An 18,821-nucleotide genomic window follows, 5' to 3' on the forward strand; every position below is an offset into this window, starting at 1 on the left:
GATCGCCGAGGACACCCTCGGCAACGGGCGACGCTGGAACGAGATCCAGACCCTCAACGCCGGCCGCACCATGAACGGCGGGCACCGCTTCACCGAAACCACCGACACCCTCACGCCCGGCTGGCAGCTCCTCCTCCCCGCCGACGCCAACGCGACCGACGAGCTGGCGGCGATCGAAGAGGCCACCACCGAGGTGACCGTCGAGGTGGGGGATGCCTTCTGGAGCATCGCACAAACCGCACTGGCCGACGCCTGGGGACGACCGCCGTCCACGGATGAGATCACCCACTACTGGCACGAGCTGGTCGACACCAACCGGGACCGGCTCGCACCCCCATACGACCCGGACCTCATCTACCCGGGACAGGTCTTCGCACTCCCACCCGTCGCCTCCGACCCCCGCACTGAAACTACCGTGCCACCTCCAGCCGAAAGTACTACGAAGGTCACCGTCGCAGGGGGCGACACCTTCTGGAGCATTGCTGAGAGCTCCCTCACGAACGGGCTCGACAGAACGCCGACGACCGCCGAAGTCGCCGAATACTGGCGCGAGCTGGTTGACGCCAACCGGGAGCGGCTCGCACCCCCCTATGACCCGGACCTCATCTACCCGGGACAGGTCTTCGAACTGCCCGCCATTCCCGGCAAACCGGTTCCCGCAGCCGAGCCCGACACCGTTCTGGCCGAACCGAGCGTCGATGTGCCACCACCGTCCACCTCGACACCGGACCCCACACCGCCAGATGCGACGCCGCCAACCACCGTGCCTGCCCCGGCAACGACAACACCGACGGTGCCGCCCGTGGAAGACACCACGCCGCCGCGCCCGATCCAGGCCGACGACATCGAACCGGCCGATAACGAGACGGCTGATGACACCGCCGACGCCGGGCGGTTCGGGGATCTATTCCCAATCGCCGCCCGGCTGGCCGGCCTCGGCATCCTCGGTGTCGGTGTCGTCGCCCTGCTGCGCCGCCTCCGAGCCGGTCAGCTGCGACACCGCCAACCCGGGACCACACCCACACCGCCACCCGCAGAGGCACGCGAGACAGAGGCGACGATACGAGCCGCAGCTGCCCCGACGGCCACCGAGTTCGTCGACATCGCCGTGCGAGCCATGATCCACGACGTCACCGCTGCCCACCAACAGCCACCGCATGTCGTCGGTGTCCACCTCACCCCACACACCCTCCAGCTCCTCCTATGGACCCCGCACACCAACCCGCCACCCGGATGGACTATCGACGACGACGGCCGCACCTGGACACTCCCGGCCTCCACCGACCCTGAGCTACTCCGACGCAAAGCAGCCAGGGTCCCCGCCCCCTACCCGACACTCGTCACGGTCGGGCACACCGACGACACCCACCTCCTCCTCGACCTCGAATTCGCAGGAGCAACCCGCATCGCCGGCGACCCGGACGATCTCCTCGACACGTGCGCCACAATCGCCACCGAGCTCGCCACCACACCCCTCGCCGACGGCATCCAAATCATGTGCGTCGGATTCGGAGACGGCCTCGAACAGCTCGAACGGATCACCGTCGCCGACAGCCTCACCGACGTCCTTCCGATCCTCGAAGCCAAAACAGCCGCAGTCGAGGTGACCGCGACCACACCGCTCGATGGTCGGCTCTCGCCAATCAACGACGGCACCTGGGACCCGATCATCGTCCTCGACCCCGCGCAAGAGGCACCCGACGGAGCCGAACGTCTCCTCGCCATGGCCCAGGCAGGTCGGGGAGTGGCCGCCCTCGTCGGCTACCCAACCGGCGACCGCTGGCAACTCCAAATCAATGACAACTCGGTTCGCATAGAACCGCTCGGCCAGACCTTCGACCGACGCAACCTCACCGCCGACGAGCAGACAGCGCTGGCGGACCTCGTCACCGCAGCCAAAGACACCGACGGCATACCAGCTGAGTTGGTCGACGACCCGCTGGCAGACACCGCAATAGCCGACGACCCGATCGAGGAAGCCGACGAACCCGTCGAACAGACCCTATTCCACGCCGATTCACCCGCCGTCGAAGGCGAGCTGCGCGAGTTGCCCGAGATGAAGCTGCTCGGGACCCTCCGAGTCGAAGGCAGCGACCGCCCGTTCCCGCTCCGCAAATGCACCGAACTCGTCGCCTACCTCACCTTCCACCGCTCCGGCGTGGAACCCGACACCCTGATGGAAGCCCTCTGGCCAGAACAGCCACCCGACAACGAACGACTCAACCGGCACACGTCCCGAACCCGAACCACCCTCGGCACCGGTCCCGACGGTGAGCCCTACGTGCCCTACATCACCGACGGGCGGTACCGGATCAGCAAGCACCTGCGCAGCGACCTCGAACACTTCACCAACCACATCCGCCAGGCCGACAAGGAAACCGGGGACGAACGAGCAGGTCGTCTCCACGCCGCCCTGGAACTCGTCGAAGGCGCACCGTTCTCAGGTGCTGGCAACGCCTACACCTGGGCCCACATCGACGGCATCATCACCCACAGCATCGTCGCCATCGACAACGCCGCCCACCGCCTCGCCGAACACGCCCTCGACAACGACGACCCAGACGAAGCCAGATGGGCCGCACGCAAAGGCCTCCTCGCCACCGGCGCCTGCGAAGCCTGCTACCGCAACCTAATGCGAGCCGCCGCCGCCGAAGGCAACCAAGTCGCCTTCGAAGCCACCTACAAGGAACTACTCGCCGTCCTCGACGCCGACGACGGCCCCGACGCATCTGCCTACCTCGACCCCGAAACCATCGACCTCTACGAACAAGAAAGGCGCAGGGGGCGACGCCAGGCCGGTTGAGCGACATTCCAGGCATGAAGAGACGCGCACGAACGACCAATGGATCGGTTCGCCCGGAGTGTGCGAGTCGGCATCCGTCTGCGGCCATGACATCAGGACACGTCGCCACAAGGAGAGGCATTGATTAGCGCATCCGACGACGACGTCCGGCTCATCTCGGCCGGTCAGGCAGCGGAGCTCCTGCTCATCAGCTACCCGATGATGCTACGCATCATCAGTGACGGGACACTCCCAGCCGAATGCATTATCGCACGACGCCCATACCAGATATCTCAGGACAAGCTGCTCAACTGGTTACGGAAACACCCCATACCCAACGACTGACATGACACGTCAGAGACGTCCCGGATACAGCGACTGATTCCGGCCGTGGGACGTAGCGGAGTTCAACTGCGAGCGTTGGCGGCAGGGTTGGTGGTCGCGGCGTCGAGTCGGCGATGGAGCATCGAAGCCAGGGTCAGCATGTCGAGCGCCTCGGCCTGGTCGGTGGCCCAGAGCACCTTCGGGGCGTGTGCCGTCGGGTTTCGAAAGGTGCCGAAGAGGCCCTTGAGGAGAGTTGCCAGGCCGTTCTGTTCTGATCGCTCCCAGGCCGTGGACAGACTGTTGAATGCGAGGATCGGACCAGACGCGAGGGAGCAGGTGGCATCGACGAGGGGGGCGCCATCGCCAGCGTGACCGGTCAGATCCCGGAGCTTTTGGGCGACGCTCTTGCACGCCTCCAGGACGGCGTGAAAGTAGTTCCTCTGCAGGAGCTCGGCGCGGCAGAAACGGAGCACATCGGGGTGCACGCCGCGACGGGAAAGCTCAGTACGGAGGGCGTCAGCTCGCTCCTGGGCTTCGGCGAGGGTACGGGCGGCCCGCACCCGACCCACCTTGCCATCCTCTCGCACCATGTACCCCGACAATACGAGGCGCTCGTTGACCGCTGTCCGGTGTGCCTCGAAGTCCTCGGGCGAATCGAAGCGAACCGGCTGCATCACATCCCCAATGAGTCGTAGCAGTGGCCGTCCGTCCCTCTGTCGGTTCTGTGCCTCAGCGACGGCGTTGAAGAGACGCTTCCATTTGGTGTTGCGCTCCTCCCCTGGCGGCTCGGAGACCTTGAGCCGAGCTATAAGGTTAGGAATCTGACCCCCGGTCACAGCCTGGCCGAGCGTGCGGGTGATCATTTCCACGGTCTCAGCGGTGAACGCCACCGGCGGTTGGTTCGTCTCCATGGCGACCATTATCGACTGGCTGGTGCTCTGGATGATGGCAATGTCCCTACGACTCTGTCCATCATCGCTGACTGCGGACTACCGCGCCTGACCACGGGGTCGCGTAATTTGCCAGTGAAGACGTTTGTCGCGCTTCGTATCGGGCTGACGTGGTCGTCGGGTATCGTCCGAAGGCAAGGCAAGGTAACGTCCGGGGGGCGGGGTGATGACCGATCAGGACCGGCCAGCGAACCATCCGGTGTTTGACCATCCGTGGCTGAGTGAGTCGCTCGATGAGGCTCACTACTTCCTTCATGAGTGTGTCGAGCACTACCACGACGCGGAGCTGGTTCGATTCAATCTGAACGCTGCTATTCAGGCCCTCCGCAACGTCACATTTCGCATCCAGGCGCACAAAGACGAGATCCCTTCTTTCGATGATTGGTACGAGCCGTGGCAGAGATGCCTGGGCGCTGACAGCTCGCTCAGGTGGGTGAAGGACGCACGCACAACCGTCGTTCACAAGAAGGGCCTTGAGACGGCAAGCCGTGCGAGTGTCGAACTCATCTACTCGTACGAGCAATCGCCGATACAAGAGTTTGATCTACCTGCATCATTGCCCACGCACGTGCTCGTCACGCGGGCGCTTGAGTCGGTACCGGAGGCTCTCGCCAAAAACTCGCTCGTCGAGGTCAAGCGCCGATGGATATCCGGATTGTTTCCCGATGCGAACGTCCTCGATGTCGCCGGGCGAGCCCTGTCGGTGCTAGGAGCAATGGCGTTCGACCTGAGCCGGTACCTGTCCGAGGGTGGACTAGTGGACGTCGCTAGCTTGGCTGATGGTGCCGCGCTGCCAGATTGCCTCGAGAACATCGAGGAATCGACGGCGATTCGTGTCACCCCCGGAAGCGGCGAGTATTACGAGCTTGTCTCTCAAGGAACGATGCGGCCGACCGAGGACGAACTCGAGGAAGCCGAATCGCGTTATGGGGTCGAAGCGTTGCTGGAGGCGATCGACCCGAAGAGGGTTCACGACCCGTTCTACTTCGTAGAGGCATTTGTCCTGCCGCAAGCGAGGGCCATCATTGCCCTGGACGGCCACCATGTAACGGTCGTCTTCCTCCGGATCAGGGGAGCCTGGGTACCTCAGGAGTTCCGGTCCGAGAATCGACTGGAGAAATACCTGATGTGGCGGTCTATTGCCAAGACCGTGGCGAAGACGAAAGCCGATGGGGTGATACTTGTCGCTGAGGCTTGGTTCGCTCATGCAGATGCATTCAACGGCGAGCTATACCCCGACATCGCCAATGCGGAGGGTCGGATCGAGGGGCTCCACATCTACGCCGAATCCGAGGATGGACCACATCGCTCGTGGGTCCTTTTCTTCCGACACGTCAACGGTCGCACTGTGGTGGATGAACCAATCATCGATGACGTAGCAGGCATGTTTCTTGAACCCGTCCGGGAGGTGTGGAGGTCGACCTCCGCAGACTGCTAAGCCGATGCGTCACCTCTGAGGCAGTGAACGAGCGACCAACGGATACGGTCGAGCGGCACAGAAGCGATACCCAAACATCAGATGAAGAGATATCCACCAGGTCGCTCCCCTTTCAGAATTGTCCTTGTGATGGTGCTCGATTCTGCCGACGACAGTGTGTGAGCTCGTGCCCTAAATATCCAGCCGGTCAGACCATTGAGAGCCGCTGAGCGACGTCGCCGGGGGTGGGTCTCCAAGTCAGATATTGCTCGCTACGAGCGGTGCGCGTATGGCTGGTGGGCGTACGAGAACGGCCTGATGGTGCACTCGCCGCTTGCGTTGGCACTCCTGGACAGAGGTAACAGGCTAGATCGGCAAGTAGCCGAGGATTCCGATCCAGCCGCACAGCAGCTCTCCTCGTTGGCTGGCGGCGGCCCGGTTACCGTCGGCAGCGCGAAGCTCCGAGACCGGAAGCGGAAGATCTACGGTATCCCCGACGGGTCCGTTGCTCTGCCCGATGGAACGATCGCTGGTCTGGAGGTGAAGTCCCATGGGCAGCCCCGGCGCAGCGACGACCTCGAACTGGCCTTCTACAACATGCTGTTGTCGGGACACCACGGCACCCCGATCGCTCAATGCGGATTCCTTGTGACCGTCGCCTTGGACGGCTCGCAGCGTTGTCACCTCCGCCAACTGACTCAGGCGCATTTCGAGCGTGTCGACGAACTGATCGGAATGGTGAGAGCGGGTCGACGTAACCCACCGTCTGATCGCTACTGCGGGTGCGCGACCTGCAAGGCGCGTTTGACGGACAAACAGGAGCGGAGCCGCCTCGAGCGAGAGGAGCTAACCATGCTGTGGAACCTCGGCCCGGCCAAAGCAGATGGTCTGGCCAAGGTCGGCATCACCACGATCACACAGCTAGCTGAGGCTGACCCGAACACCCTCCTGGGTGAGCTGACTGATGCCGGGATCCGCCACAGCATGGAAGACCTCCGTGGGTGGCAGGCCCACATAGCCGCCTACCGGACCCAAGCGCCGGTGGTCTTCAACCGGCTTGAAGTCCCGGAGCCCCCCTACTACCTCCTCGACACCGAGTACGACACCACCAACCCGACGTCAAACCCAATCTTTCTGCTGGCGATCGGCACAGTGCCGCCCTCGGGAGATCTCGAGAAGCCACGGACGTGGTGGGCCCCAACACCCGAACTTGAACACCAAGCGCTTGTCAACCTCAGAGAGGTCATCGACGACAACCCCGACTGGCCGATCGTCACCTACCATGGCAGCAACGCCGACCTCCCGAGGCTACGTGAAGCTCAGCATCGGTTCGGCATCGTCGACATCACCGAACAGATCACCGTCCGTCATGTCGACATGTTCCTAGCGGTCAAGGCGGCGCTCCGCCTCCCCACCGCTCAGCTCAGCCTAAAGGCTGTCGAACCCTTTGCCGGCATCGAAAGGGAAGGTAGCCTCGCCGACGCCGAATCAGCCCTCGCTGCCTACAAACGAATCAGACGCCGACCAGACCAAGGAGCAATCGCCGCGCTGGTGACATACGCTGCGGAAGACATTGTCGGGCTTGCAGAGGTCCTAACTTACCTACGCGAGATCTCAGGATCTGTGTGCTCGCCGTAACGTGATGGCTGACACCCCGGCGCAGCCAGGTTCACCCCTATCGGGGAGTGACGAGGATCGGTGCGAGATCCTGAACGGCGGACGCTCTCGAAGCGGCAAGCAAATGGTGCCATCGATCCGGTCAATGCTCTACGCCCGCCTGATGGCCATGCGGTGGGGTGCACCTTCCGGCATCGTGCACCCTCGCCGTGGTGGCACCGCCGTCGACGATGTGTCAGACCGGACCGGCGCAATGTCGCCATGAGCTGCATGCACGTGATCCGATCACCCAGGCGATACTCGACGATCGTGCCGTTTCGTCCTGCGAGGGGTGGGGTAGGGGAGGACACCCCCTGCCCTCGGGCTTAGGTTGCGAAGGTCAACAACGGAATCGGAGCTGGAGCGGCCGCCGCCGGATCTCCACGCTGGAGTGGACCGCAATCCCCCTTCACACTGTGATCTCCGGGTAACCCGTCCGGAAAGGACGCCGTAGCCTCACCCGACCTGATCGACGGCGGGGTGTGGAACACTATCGACGTGGAAGAGCAGACAATTCTCCCGTGCGTGTTTGTTCCGAGCTGTCAAACCCCGGTGCTCGTGTGTCCTGGTGACCCGCGGTGCGCCGACGCGACTGCTTGTACGCATGTGGTGCGGGGCTGCTTCGCCCGCCGCAGGGATCCGAACGAGCTCGTAGTGGAGCCAGGTGCGATCCGCCTCGTACGTCTCTACGAGTGTCGTTCTGATCTCGGTCAGCGGCGTCGGGCCGTATGGAGCCCGCACGGCTATCCAAACATTGAAGTCGTTCTTGAGACAGGTCCGATGCAGTTACAGATGGAGGCCGCGCTCAGACGGACGGTTCACAGCTACGGGCTCGGAACGATGCATGAGTTCCTTTCGAGCACGAGCGTCGCTGACTCTCCCGAGATCACTGCCAGCATCGAGAGTCGTGCATCCGAGGTGATATCTCACGTGTCCCTCAGCATCGAACTCACGCTCAGAGACGAAGCAGTGGCAATGCAGAGAATCCTGTGGTGCGCAGACCACCTCAAACACATCTACGGATCGCTCCTCGACGCGGCCGCTGCGATGGCCGCCGCTCATATTCCTGAGCCGTTCGTCTCGAATGGGATGAAGGAACAGCTCTTCCTGCGACACAGCGAGGATGACAAGTGGATCTGCACACTGACAGAACGGGCACCGTCCCTGACGCTTTCATCTCGGTCGTCCACCATCGAGGCGGACATGACGCTCCTTGAGGCCGCACTTGCCTGCCTACACATCGAGCTACCGATCCTTCACCGATCGACATCAGAACTCACAAGTGGCGACACCAAGGACCAGAAACGGCTCGAGCAATCACGAACCTATCGACGCTTCGCCCTTGTCGCCTACCACTCAAGCCTGCAAGAACGGGCTCCTTGGTGGCGGCTTCTCACGGCCTACGTTGCCGTCGAGAACCTAGCACGGTCCGCAACGATTGAGTTGGGGCGAGACGGCTTCGAAGCAAACATTGTCCAAGCCTTGAAGGCTGTCGAGGAACGATCGGGTTACGCCCGCAAGCCGGACCATGACAACTGGGTATGCCGAGAGAGCCTACCGGTCGACGTCCAAGTGGCGCTGGCACTACATGTGGCCGGGATCGACGATGTAGGCGAACGAATCGCAGCGCAGTGCGCCGTCACTCGAGCTCGCAACTCAATCGCTCACAGGTTCGAGCGCGATACGGCTGAGATCGCGGCAGCTGCAGTTGAGATCGCGGCCCTTCTGATTCGCATCGGCTCTGCAGCGGGCTCGTAGAGCGGCGGTCGTTGGCTCAACGACAGCTGACGAACCCGCACGGCGGCGACCCTCTGGCTCGCGTTTCGTACGCGACCGGCAGCCAAAGGCGGTGTTTCGGAGGGCATCACGCACGCCGCTCGCCGAATCCGGTTGCGTGGTCCATGTCACACGCACGCAACGATCGCCCTTCGCTCCGGCGTCCCGGTTCAGCGAATCCACGCCACAACTTGCAGGGTGGTCGGTTGTTCCCTCTCTATCCGAACCCCGCACCCTGCCGCGCTCTGACCAGAGCGTCACGAATGAGCTGGCGGTGGTCCGGGCGACTGTTGAGGTTCACGGGGGAGGGGTGGGGTGCTTCGATTGAGGGCACGTCGAGCTTCAACCGAGCCCATCCCTTGGAGGCCTTCCTCCCGAGTAGCAGCACGACTCGGAGATCCGGGAGAAGACGAGTCACCAGCTCTTCAACATAGGGTCTCGCCTCATCCAGATCTCCAACCCTGACTCCTCTGATCCTGTGGTCGTCACCGACATACCACGGAACCACATTCCAAGTCGCAACCTCAGACCGGCGGTCAACGCCGGCTTCACGAAGCAGCCACCACATGTTCTCCGCTGTGGCGTCGTTGTTGTCAGGAGAGACGAAGCCCGACCCACCGCGCTCCCGAGTTGCTCTTGGTCCGGGTGCTTCTAGCAGCAGCAAGACCCGCGCCTCGACCCCAGCTTCTGTCGGATCGAAGTCAGGAACCCTGTCCGTGCCTCGCTCGCCACGTATCTGTTCAACGTGAGCAACCAATGGCACCATGCGCGGCGCCATCATCAGGTTTCGTTTTCTGTGGAGTTCCCCAGAATCGCGATTCGTCCTCGAGGAGTCGGTGCGCGGCCCTTGCATCTCCTCACAGAGCGTAACCGGCGGCCTACTCGATTGCTCGCCGAGGACCGACTCCACGTCAGTGGCCAACTCAAGGGGGTCCCGGAGCCTAACCACCTCGCCCCCGCTCGGTCTCTTCTCCACCTGTCGAGACCCGGCACGCGTCGTCGAAGAGGTCGGCGGCAGCCTCATCAGCCCGTCGACGAGGTAGTCGTTAGCGTCGAAAGCGATCATGGTCTGAGCCTGGCCAGGCCCCGCAGAGGGGGGATCGGGTCGAGCCGGTTGGTTCGGGCGTAGTCGCGGAACCACTCCTGTCGTTGCTGGCACTGATACACGGTGTCCAACAGGTCGGGTGTGGACCGGCTGACTTGTTCGTCGGCGAAGGTCAGGAAGTCGGGGATGGGAACAGCCTCGCGAGGTGGCTCGGTGAGGAAGAAGAATCCGACAGGGGTGTGTGTGGCCTTGGCGTACTTCTCTAGCTGCTTGAGGGTCGATGCCACCTCCCCGCCTTCCCATGCCGCAAGGCGGGGAACCGTCCAGCCAGATCGTCGAAATCGGCTCCGGCGACCGCTGGCAGCGGTGCCAGGTTCCGAGCGCGGCTGACGTCACCCAATGCCGATCTCGCGGACCGGGTGGCGGCATCGAGCCGACCGGGCCTGTGCGAGTGCCATTTCGATGATTGCCGGATCTCGGCCGGTGGTGCGGGCGAGGTGTTCGGTGGCTTGAGCCCGGTCGCGGGGCTCGGTGACACGTGCGATTACCGATGATGCCTGTCGGATCGCCCGAGCGGTTGCCTCTGGCTCCTTGAGGTTGTGAGCCCCGACGATCTGTTCGATGAGGTGGTGCTCTATTGGGATGGCGCCGGCGAGGGCCTGCTGGAACGACCGCGTATTGTCGATGAGGAGGTCGGCGGGATCACGCTCCGGGGGCAGCCGGACGACCGACATGCGCAGTTGGCGGCCGGCGAGATCGAGTTCGGCCACGCGCTCCACAGCACGCAGTCCGGCGTTATCGCCGTCGAACGCAAGCGTTACCTTGCCGGCGATTTGCCCGAGCTGGTGGAGGTGCTCTGAGGTGAGGGCGGTGCCGGCTGTGGCGATGGCGTTGGTGAATCCGGCTTGATGAGCGGCGATGACATCGAGGTAGCCCTCTACCACGATGGCGTTGCCGATCTCTCGGATGGGTTCTTGGGCGAGGTGAAGGCCGTAGAGGAGCGACCGCTTCCGGTAGAGCTCGGTCTCGGGGGTGTTGAGATACTTGGGCCCTTCGCCTTCGAGGAGGCGGCCGGCGAAACCTCGAGGTCGTCCGCTGGGGTCGAAGACGGGGAAGACGACCCGGTTGCGCATCCGGTCGTAGAGGCGTCCAGTCCGAGCCCGGCCGGCGACACCAGCTTCGATGAGGATGTCCTCGCTGAACCCTTGATCGAGGAGAGCGGTGGTCAAGGCCCGCCAGGAGTCAGGAGCCCATCCCAGATGCCACACCGACGTCGCTTCCTCCCCGATGCCGCGGGAATGCAGGAACCTGAGAGCCCGCTCTCTGCTGTCGTTTTCGAGTTGGTGGCGGTAGAACGTCACCGCAGCTTCGAGGACCTCCATGAGCTCGGAACTTGGCGGTAGCTCCACGGCAGGAGAAGGCTGCGTCTGGACCAGCGACTCGTTCGATGCCGGGTCGAGCTGAAGTTCGCGGTGGTGTTCGATCTCGGTGAAAACGGTGCGGGCGCAGCCGATGACCCGATTGGCGGTAGCTGTGACCTTGGTGACGTCGCCTCCACTCCACGATGCCACGTAGGGCAGGCTGTAGCCGGCGCTGTCGATTCCGAGGGCTGCGCAGACCACATAGGCGACGGATTCCGCTTCCACTTCGACGATGCCACGACACGCCGGCCGGTCTCCTGACTCTGGTTCGTGCAGCCGCACGTGGGCGAGTTCGTGCACCGCGGTCTTAAAACGCTGTGCGCCGGGCAGGCTGGCACGAACAACGACATCCCGATGGCGCCAATCGGTGATGCCGTTCGCTTCCCCAAGTCGTTGATCATCGGCGACCTGGAATCCGAAACCGGCCTCGGTGATCAGGTTGGTGACGTGGTTCCAGTCGGCAGGCAACTCACCATCCACCAGGGCTGCGGTGACCTCGGGGAGCGGTTCGCCGTCGGTCTGGGCGATATCGAAGACGTGGACGACCCGGTAGCCGACCACCCGCCGTTCCTCTTCCTTCTCCTCGCCGTCTTCGGCTGCGACCTTGCGGACAACCGGAGCGAGGATCTGCAGACCCTTCTCGCCCTTACGTACCTGGCGGCCGAGCCCCTGCCAAGCCCGGTAGCCGGCCACCCGCCTGGGCGTGAAACCTCGGGCGAGTGACTGCGCCCAGATGAGCCGGGTGTTGGAGAACGAATAGTCGTGGAACCGGGCCGCCACCGCCAGGGCTCGCTGCCAGTCGTCCGAGGTGACCAGCTCGGCGAGCGAATCCCGGAGTTGATCGTGGAGATAATCCACGACATCGCTGCGGTCGGTGGTTCGCGTGCTTTCCACCCTCGGATGATCCGATTCGACCCTGTTGTTCGAGTGTCAGAAACCCTGTCAGAAACCCTCCAACTTGCGGTCGGCGAAAACTCGGGTGACGGATCACCTTCAGGTGGCCGGCTGTAGATGCCCTATCCATGGGCTCGTTGAGCGGTGGCTGGCCGTAGGTGGCGTCACCCCGCATCGGCCCAACTCCCGGGAGCGCCGGTGCCCGCCCCGCCTGATTACCTGCCAATCGCACCGGAAATGACCTCAGAGACGCTCGAAATGACCGTCGACTGACAGGGTCCCCCCTCAGGATCGACGACATGAGCAAGTTCAGGTCAATGGACACAAGGCAGATCCATCGCCCAACTCAGGCGACCGCAGCCAAGGACCTCGTCCACGCGTGCACCCGCCTGTCATCCAACTGCCCTCAACACCACACGCACGTGCAACAGGTTGTTGCGGGTGTATCAGTTGACCGGATCGGGGGGTCTGGATGCTGAGCATCGCCAAGGCCCACAAGGACTATTACCTCCAGAAACTGGGCGAGATCACACCCCGGGAGGACTACTACCTGCGAGGTGGAACCGCCACTGGTCGTTGGCACGGCAGCGGCGCCGTGGAGCAAGGACTGGAGGGCATCGTGTCGGCGGAGGGCCTGGTGCGGCTCTTCGACGGTCAGCACCCGGCGACGGGGGAGCAGCTCGGGCGTCAGCTTCGCAAGGACGGCGTGGCGGCCTGGGATCTGACGTTCTCGGCTGACAAGTCGGTGTCGCTGCTGTGGGCCTTCGGGGACGACCAGGTTCGACGCCACGTGGTCGAGGCGTTCGAGGAGTCCACCGCCGAGGCGCTCACCTACTTGGAATCGGTTGCGTCGTCGACGCGGGGAGCATCGCGAACCCCGGTTCGCGACGTTGAGGGCCAGCCGATCCTCGGCGACAACGGAAGTCCTCGCTATCGGGTCGAGACATGGCCGATTCGAACCCACGGATACGTCTCGGCGTGGTTCACTGAGTTCACGAGCCGGGCGGATGATCCTCAGATGCACACCCACGTGGTTGTGGGGAACCGGGTGAAGGGTGTCGACGATACGTGGCGGGCGATTGATGGACGTCTCTTGTATCGGCACAAGCTGGCCGCTGGCTACCTCCACGAAGCCGAACTGCGCCACCGCCTCACCGAACGGCTCGGGGTCCGCTGGCAGCCGGTCCGTAGCGGTGTGGCGGACATCGAGGGCTTCACCCGGGAACAGATCATGACCTTCTCGAAACGCCGCCAGGCAATCGAGGAGTGGCGTGACTCCCACGGCTACGCCGACACCGCAGCCGCCAACGAAATCGCCACGCTCGCGACACGAAGTCCCAAACAAGACCACCCCATCGACAGCCTGATGCCCGTGTGGCTGGAGCGGGGCGCCGAGATCGGACTCACCCCCGAGTCGGTGACAGCCGTGCTGGAGCGCAACCGGGAGGTCACGGTGCCCGACCCCGACACCATCCACGACCGGATGGCATCCGCCGACGGGCTCACCGCCCAGGCGTCGACCTTCGGACGAGGTGACGCCATCAAAGCCGCAGCAGAAGCCCTCCCCGAAGGCGGACGACGAAGCGACGTCGAGGCCATCGCCGACTCATTCCTCCGTCGCTCGGACGTGGTCCCTATCCTCCCCATCCACCCCACTGACCCAGCGAGCGACCTGCCGATCGAGCTCGACACCGCCGAACTGGACCGGCTGCTTGAGCTGGTCAACTCGAGGAAACCACCGACCATGCGGCGTAGCAACGGCGACATCTTCCCCGGGCTGGTCAACGAACGCCGCTACACAACCACTGAACTCCTCACCATCGAACAACGAGTCATCGACCGCGCCCAGGAAGGTATCGCAGCCGACCGGTGGACTATCCCTGAGGCGAAGGTCGAGGCCGCCCTCGCGGCGCACACGGACCTCACCAACGGCCAACGGGCGATGGTCCACCGGTTCACCGGGTCAGGAAACACCATCGACATCGGCGTGGGGGCAGCCGGGACCGGCAAAACGACTGTCATGGCCATCATCGGGGAACTCGCCACCGAGACCGGGACACCCGTGGTCGGAACGGCATTGGCGGCACGGGCCGCAGCCGGATTCGAAACCGCCACCGGCATCCCATCCGCCACCATCACCCGCTTCCTGTGGGAAACCAAGGCAGCCGGTGGTCTCCCAACCCGCGCGATCGTCGTGGTCGACGAGGCAGGTATGGTCGGCAGCCGCCAGCTCGCTGCGGTCTCCGACCTGGTCGAAGCAGCCTCCGGGAAACTCATCCTGATCGGCGATCATCGCCAGCTCGCCGAGATCGACGCCGGCGGCCTGTTCGCCGCGCTGACGGCTCGCCTCCCCGCCATCGAGCTGACTGAGAACGTCCGCCAGGACCAGGAATGGGAACGCACCGCCCTGGCCGAACTCCGCCACGGCTCGATCTCGCGGGCGGTGGCCATGTATGACCGGCGCGGACTGATCAACGTCGCCGCTACCCCCGATGACACCATCGTCCAAGCCGTTGATGCCTGGTACAGCGACGTCCAAGACACCGGTGACCTTGCCCAGGTGCTGCTCATCGGACATCGCAACACCACCGTCGATCAGCTCAACCAGCGGGCTCGGGCTCTCATCGCCCAATCCGGCTTGCTCCACGGACCGGCGGTAAACGCAGGCGATCGCCTATTCCAGGCCGAAGACAGAGCTGTGTGCCTCAAGAACCGTTCGCGGCTGGGTGTGCTCAACGGTGATCTCGCAACCGTAATGGCTGTGGACACTGAACGGCGCACGATTACGCTCAGACTCGACCGCACTAACAACACCGTCACCGTTCCCCATTGGTACCTCGACGAAGGAAACCTCGACTGGGGCTACGCCCTCACCGGCCACAAGGCTCAAGGCGCAACCGCCCGGCGCGCGCACACGGTCGCCGGAGACGGCGTTGACCGGGAATGGCTCTACGTCACGATGAGCCGAGGCCGGGAGGCGAACACGATCTACCTCACCGATCCGGACGTCAAAGAGAGCGAATGCACGCACCTAACCCACCAACACCCCGAACGGTTGCCTGCCCTCATTACCGCCCTTGGTCGCACCGCAGCGGAGCCGGCGGCTTCTGACTCCGGGCGAGGACCTCGCACGATCACCGATGCACAGCTGCAGGCCCGTTTGGCGGACCTCGAGAGCCAGCTCGAATTCGGAGAGGCAAGAAGACCCGTCGACGGTCGGGACGACCTTCTTGCTGAATACATCGCCCTCCGCCAGGAGACACGCGCCCGACATCGAGACCGGCTCGACGCCATCGCATACGAGCCACCCGGATGGATAGTCGATGTCATCGGCGAGCGGCCCACCGAACCCGATCGACGAGCTGCGTGGGATCGGATCGTCGATCGAGCGGTTCACGTCCGAATCGAACTTGAAGTTCCCAACGATGCCAGCCATCTTCTGGGACCCGAGCCTCCCAGTCGGGACGTCGCCCGTCGCACAACATGGATGGTCGCCCGCCGGAATATGGACGAGGATCTTCGAGCACTGAACGGTCCAAGCGATCGAAGCCTTGGTGCAGTCGCTCGCTGATCTGATTCGTAGGCGCCTAGCTACTTCCCCCTGAAAAACTCGGGTGGTGGTCCTCGCGTTTTGGGGGCGGGGTGACGATGATGGCTCCAACCCGTAGGGCTAGTACGGATTGGAGCCATCATGTTGCGGACGGTAGGTGATCAGGCGACGTTGTGGGAGTCGGTGTTGCCCGAGGGGGTGGTGCCGATGTCGGCGGAGTTGGCTCGGGTGGACGAGTTGTTGGACGATCCCCGCTTTTTCGAGCCGTTCAAGAGGCACTTTGACTCGTCGTGGGGGCGGCCGTCGATTCCGATGGAGACTTACCTGAGGCTCATGTTCTTGAAGAACCGGTACCGGCTCGGCTTCGAGACGTTGTGCCGGGAGACGGCTGATTCGATCAGCTGGCAGCGGTTCGCTCGGATCGGGGTGGGAGGCCGGGTGCCGCATCCGACCACGCTGCTGAAGATCACGACCCGCTGCGGGTCAGCGACAGTGGACCAGCTCAATGAGGTGTTGATCACCAAGGCAGTGGAGGCCCGGTTGGTGAAGACGAGCCGGGTCCGGGCGGACACCACGGTGGTCGAGGCCGACGTCAAGTATCCGACCGATTCGGGGTTGCTGACTAGAGCGGTCGGCAAGGCATCCCGCCTGATCGGACGGATCCAAGCAGCCGGGGCGGCGAGGCGGACCTCGGTCACCGATCACGTCACCGAGGTGCAGCGTCATGCCCATTCGATAGGGGTGTGGCTGCGTCGCCGCAGTGGCGAAGCCAAAGACGAAGTGTTGGCCATCACCGGCCAGATCGCGGACCTCACGACCGAAGCGATGGCTGATGCTGCCAGGATCGTGACCAACGCTCGAGCCCATCTGCGACGCCACCCAGACACTCCCGAAGCCGGAAGGGTCGCAGCTACGATCGACGATCTCGAAACGCTGATCGAACGGGCCGGCCGTGTCATCGACCAGACCCGACAGCGCCTCGCCGGTGACACCCCGCCAGGGTCAAACAGGCTGGTGTCGCTCCATGACCCCGATGCCCGCCCGATCCGCAAAGGGCGGCTCGGCAAACCCGTCGAATTCGGATTCAAAGCCCAGATCGTCGACAACGAAGACGGCATCATCTTGGATCACACCGTCGAGATCGGAAACCCATCTGACGCGCCGCAGCTCATCCCCGCCATCGAACGAGTGAAACGGCGCTGCGGGCGGCCTCCCGATCAGGTCACTGCCGATCGGGGCTACGGCAAAGCCTCGGTCGACAAAGCCCTCATCGACGATGTCGGGGTCAGCTACGTCGCCATCCCCAGACCCGGCACACCAACCCAGAAACGTAAGACCGAAATCGACACCGACGAGTTCCGAGAACTCGTCCGATGGCGCACCGGAGCCGAGGGCCGCATCGCCTGCCTGAAACGACAACACGGCTGGTCCCGTAGCCACCTCACCGGCATCGAAGGCGCCCGAACCTGGTGCGGACACGGTGTCCTAGCCCACAACCTCACCAAAATCGCCCGCCTCAACCCCTAACCAGCCCGCCCATCGACCGACCACCGAACAAGCCGCTACCGCCTCAGAGATCCTCGCAACCACCATCACCCCGGACCCACTTCTTCAGGGGCAAGTAGCTAGTCGCTCGAAGTGATCCGCCTGCGAAGGCTCGTCAACAGGCGACGGGGGGGTGTGTTCGGACGGCCCTCGAGATTCACGGGTGGGTCGAGCATGTCGAGCACCGCTGCCTCGATGCGCCCCAGCGAATCGCGGTCGTCATAGGCAACGATCGCTACTTCGAGGTGCTTCTTGATCCAGTCGGAAACGACCCTGTTGTCGTCTGGTGCGAGCCGACCGGGCCTAAGCACCGTCAGACTTAGTGGGTCCAGCAGCAACCCTGAGAGCGTCAGTCGGAAAGTCGATGACGATGCGTTCCCGTTGATGTGGTTGCCGCGGATTCGGCTGGCCAAGGTTGCGGTTGATATTTTCCCGGAGGGCCAGCGTGTGGCGCCGGCTTGACCCGCGTATACGAGTGACGGGATAGTGGTCCCGAGTTGAGTGCCGATCATCGACCGGGCTTCCTCATCCCCCCACCACGAGTAGAGACCTGGGTGCGAGGCAAGCTGGCGATCGCATGGGAAACCGGAGGGCGACTCCGATCGGCGACTGTCCGTGAGGACCTTGGCCAGGTGTTCGGCGATACGTACATCACGGCTTGTCACTGGCGTGTGATCTCCATCTGCAGGCCATCCGAACTTGTCCGGCTCTCGGGCAGGCGCCCCCTCTCGGCAATGGCTGTCATCCATTCCCCCTGGGCGCGCGGCGCTTTCACCATCGCACCCGGTGCTGACCGCGGACTGGCGAGAATCACATCCTCGACGTGCTTCGGCCATCGGGTTCGTCGGAACACAGTGGAGTAGCCGGTAGTGGCCGACAGCACCCCAATGACCTGTATCACTTTGTTCGCTTCAGCGAAGCCGGCAAGGCAACGTTCGATCAGCCGGTTCGGCCACATCGCTGGACGGAACACTTGCTCGTACATCCCGATTGGCTCGTCTGGGAGCACCAGTCCGTACCCACCGGAGATGATGACAATGCGCGCCGCTTGATCTGCCAGTTCTCGCAGTGCAGACCGCCCAGCTTTGTAGAAGGTCCCTTCGTATCGCTGAGCAGCAGGGAGGAGCGTCGACTCGTCGACACCCGCAGAAGCTGCGTTGTGGCGCCTTCGATCTGACAACTCTCTGTGGAGGTCCCGTGGTAGCGCGTCAAGAATCGAGGTTTGCGTGGGTGGTGCGTCGCCCCTCCTCTTCGATCCAGAACACGGCACCACGATCAAACAGCCGGCAAGTCGGAGCGTTGGGACCGGAGGCTTAGGACGAAGCCGTGAAGCTTCTAGTCTCGATCGGGTCGGAGTCTGCAAGGAGCGCTGCGCTGGTGGTGGGATCGAAGGCGCTTCGATCGTCTCCGCTTCGGGCAGGTTGAGTATTCTTCCCTTGGGTCCCGTGACTCGCTTGGTAA

The 18,821-nt window shown here is 63.6% G+C and carries 14 protein-coding genes; 7 read left to right on the plus strand and 7 right to left on the minus strand.

Features of this window, described 5'->3' with window-relative positions:
- Together P1T08_06380 and P1T08_06385 are read left to right on the plus strand one after the other, a co-directional pair.
- A partial coding sequence (locus tag P1T08_06380) for a LysM peptidoglycan-binding domain-containing protein (GenBank protein ID MDF1595707.1) occupies positions 1-2,803 on the plus strand: 2,803 nt, incomplete at its 5' end.
- A gap of 120 nt (positions 2,804-2,923) precedes the next feature.
- Positions 2,924-3,127, plus strand: a complete 204-nt coding sequence (locus P1T08_06385; GenBank protein ID MDF1595708.1) for a hypothetical protein — start codon at positions 2,924-2,926, stop codon at positions 3,125-3,127.
- 62 nt (positions 3,128-3,189) lie between these two features.
- On the opposite strand, the gene P1T08_06390 is transcribed toward P1T08_06385, so the two are convergent.
- Positions 3,190-4,017: a TIGR02391 family protein gene (locus tag P1T08_06390; GenBank protein MDF1595709.1), complete on the minus strand. Its 828-nt coding sequence runs from the start codon at positions 4,015-4,017 to the stop codon at positions 3,190-3,192.
- A 205-nt stretch (positions 4,018-4,222) separates the two neighbouring features.
- Here P1T08_06390 and P1T08_06395 point away from each other — a divergent pair, with 205 nt between their 5' ends.
- Complete coding sequence (locus P1T08_06395; GenBank protein MDF1595710.1) at positions 4,223-5,494, plus strand: hypothetical protein; 1,272 nt, start codon at positions 4,223-4,225, stop codon at positions 5,492-5,494.
- Between the two features lie 345 nt (positions 5,495-5,839).
- Here the strand turns inward: P1T08_06395 and P1T08_06400 are convergent, their stop codons facing one another.
- Positions 5,840-6,157, minus strand: a complete 318-nt coding sequence (locus tag P1T08_06400; protein MDF1595711.1) for a hypothetical protein — start codon at positions 6,155-6,157, stop codon at positions 5,840-5,842.
- 168 nt (positions 6,158-6,325) lie between these two features.
- On the opposite strand from P1T08_06400, the gene P1T08_06405 reads away from it, so the two are divergent.
- Positions 6,326-7,111 carry a ribonuclease H-like domain-containing protein gene (locus tag P1T08_06405; GenBank protein MDF1595712.1) on the plus strand — a complete coding sequence of 262 codons (786 nt, stop codon included), beginning with the start codon at positions 6,326-6,328 and terminating at the stop codon, positions 7,109-7,111.
- 798 nt (positions 7,112-7,909) lie between these two features.
- Positions 7,910-8,887 carry a hypothetical protein gene (locus P1T08_06410; protein ID MDF1595713.1) on the plus strand — a complete coding sequence of 326 codons (978 nt, stop codon included), beginning with the start codon at positions 7,910-7,912 and terminating at the stop codon, positions 8,885-8,887.
- Positions 8,888-9,122: 235 nt separating this feature from the next.
- On the opposite strand, the gene P1T08_06415 is transcribed toward P1T08_06410, so the two are convergent.
- The 3 genes from P1T08_06415 to P1T08_06425 form a co-directional block, all read right to left on the minus strand.
- A complete protein-coding gene (locus tag P1T08_06415; GenBank protein MDF1595714.1) occupies positions 9,123-9,686 on the minus strand; it encodes a uracil-DNA glycosylase in 564 nt (187 codons plus the stop codon).
- Between the two features lie 281 nt (positions 9,687-9,967).
- Positions 9,968-10,237 carry a hypothetical protein gene (locus tag P1T08_06420; GenBank protein ID MDF1595715.1) on the minus strand — a complete coding sequence of 90 codons (270 nt, stop codon included), beginning with the start codon at positions 10,235-10,237 and terminating at the stop codon, positions 9,968-9,970.
- A 105-nt stretch (positions 10,238-10,342) separates the two neighbouring features.
- Entirely contained in the window at positions 10,343-12,265 is a 1,923-nt protein-coding gene (locus tag P1T08_06425) for a toprim domain-containing protein (GenBank protein MDF1595716.1), read from the minus strand.
- Between the two features lie 472 nt (positions 12,266-12,737).
- Here P1T08_06425 and mobF point away from each other — a divergent pair, with 472 nt between their 5' ends.
- Complete coding sequence (gene mobF / locus P1T08_06430) at positions 12,738-15,836, plus strand: MobF family relaxase (protein ID MDF1595717.1); 3,099 nt, start codon at positions 12,738-12,740, stop codon at positions 15,834-15,836.
- 120 nt (positions 15,837-15,956) lie between these two features.
- The gene (locus P1T08_06435; GenBank protein MDF1595718.1) at positions 15,957-17,342 is read left to right on the plus strand and encodes an ISNCY family transposase; all 1,386 of its coding nucleotides are present in this window, start codon (positions 15,957-15,959) and stop codon (positions 17,340-17,342) included.
- Between the two features lie 98 nt (positions 17,343-17,440).
- On the opposite strand, the gene P1T08_06440 is transcribed toward P1T08_06435, so the two are convergent.
- Together P1T08_06440 and P1T08_06445 are read right to left on the minus strand one after the other, a co-directional pair.
- On the minus strand, positions 17,441-18,025 hold the full coding sequence (locus P1T08_06440) for a hypothetical protein (GenBank protein ID MDF1595719.1): 585 nt from the start codon (positions 18,023-18,025) through the stop codon (positions 17,441-17,443).
- Positions 18,022-18,540, minus strand: coding sequence for a hypothetical protein (locus tag P1T08_06445; GenBank protein ID MDF1595720.1), 519 nt, complete (start codon positions 18,538-18,540; stop codon positions 18,022-18,024). The genes P1T08_06440 and P1T08_06445 overlap by 4 nt, the downstream gene beginning before the upstream one ends.
- Between the last annotated feature and the right edge of the window lie 281 nt (positions 18,541-18,821).

It is taken from the genome of Acidimicrobiia bacterium, assembly GCA_029210695.1.
Taxonomy (GTDB): domain Bacteria; phylum Actinomycetota; class Acidimicrobiia; order Spongiisociales; family JAHEDJ01; genus JAHEDJ01.

What these genes read in the sequence shown, in the direction of transcription:
- mobF (MDF1595717.1), top strand. Translation starts at nt 12,738, where the DNA reads ATGCTGAGCATCGCCAAGGCCCACAAGGACTATTACCTCCAGAAACTG.
- P1T08_06395 (MDF1595710.1), top strand. Translation starts at nt 4,223, where the DNA reads ATGACCGATCAGGACCGGCCAGCGAACCATCCGGTGTTTGACCATCCG.
- P1T08_06405 (MDF1595712.1), top strand. Translation starts at nt 6,326, where the DNA reads ATGCTGTGGAACCTCGGCCCGGCCAAAGCAGATGGTCTGGCCAAGGTC.
- P1T08_06435 (MDF1595718.1), top strand. Translation starts at nt 15,957, where the DNA reads ATGTTGCGGACGGTAGGTGATCAGGCGACGTTGTGGGAGTCGGTGTTG.
- P1T08_06390 (MDF1595709.1), bottom strand. Translation starts at nt 4,017, where the DNA reads ATGGAGACGAACCAACCGCCGGTGGCGTTCACCGCTGAGACCGTGGAA.
- P1T08_06410 (MDF1595713.1), top strand. Translation starts at nt 7,910, where the DNA reads ATGCAGTTACAGATGGAGGCCGCGCTCAGACGGACGGTTCACAGCTAC.
- P1T08_06415 (MDF1595714.1), bottom strand. Translation starts at nt 9,686, where the DNA reads ATGATGGCGCCGCGCATGGTGCCATTGGTTGCTCACGTTGAACAGATA.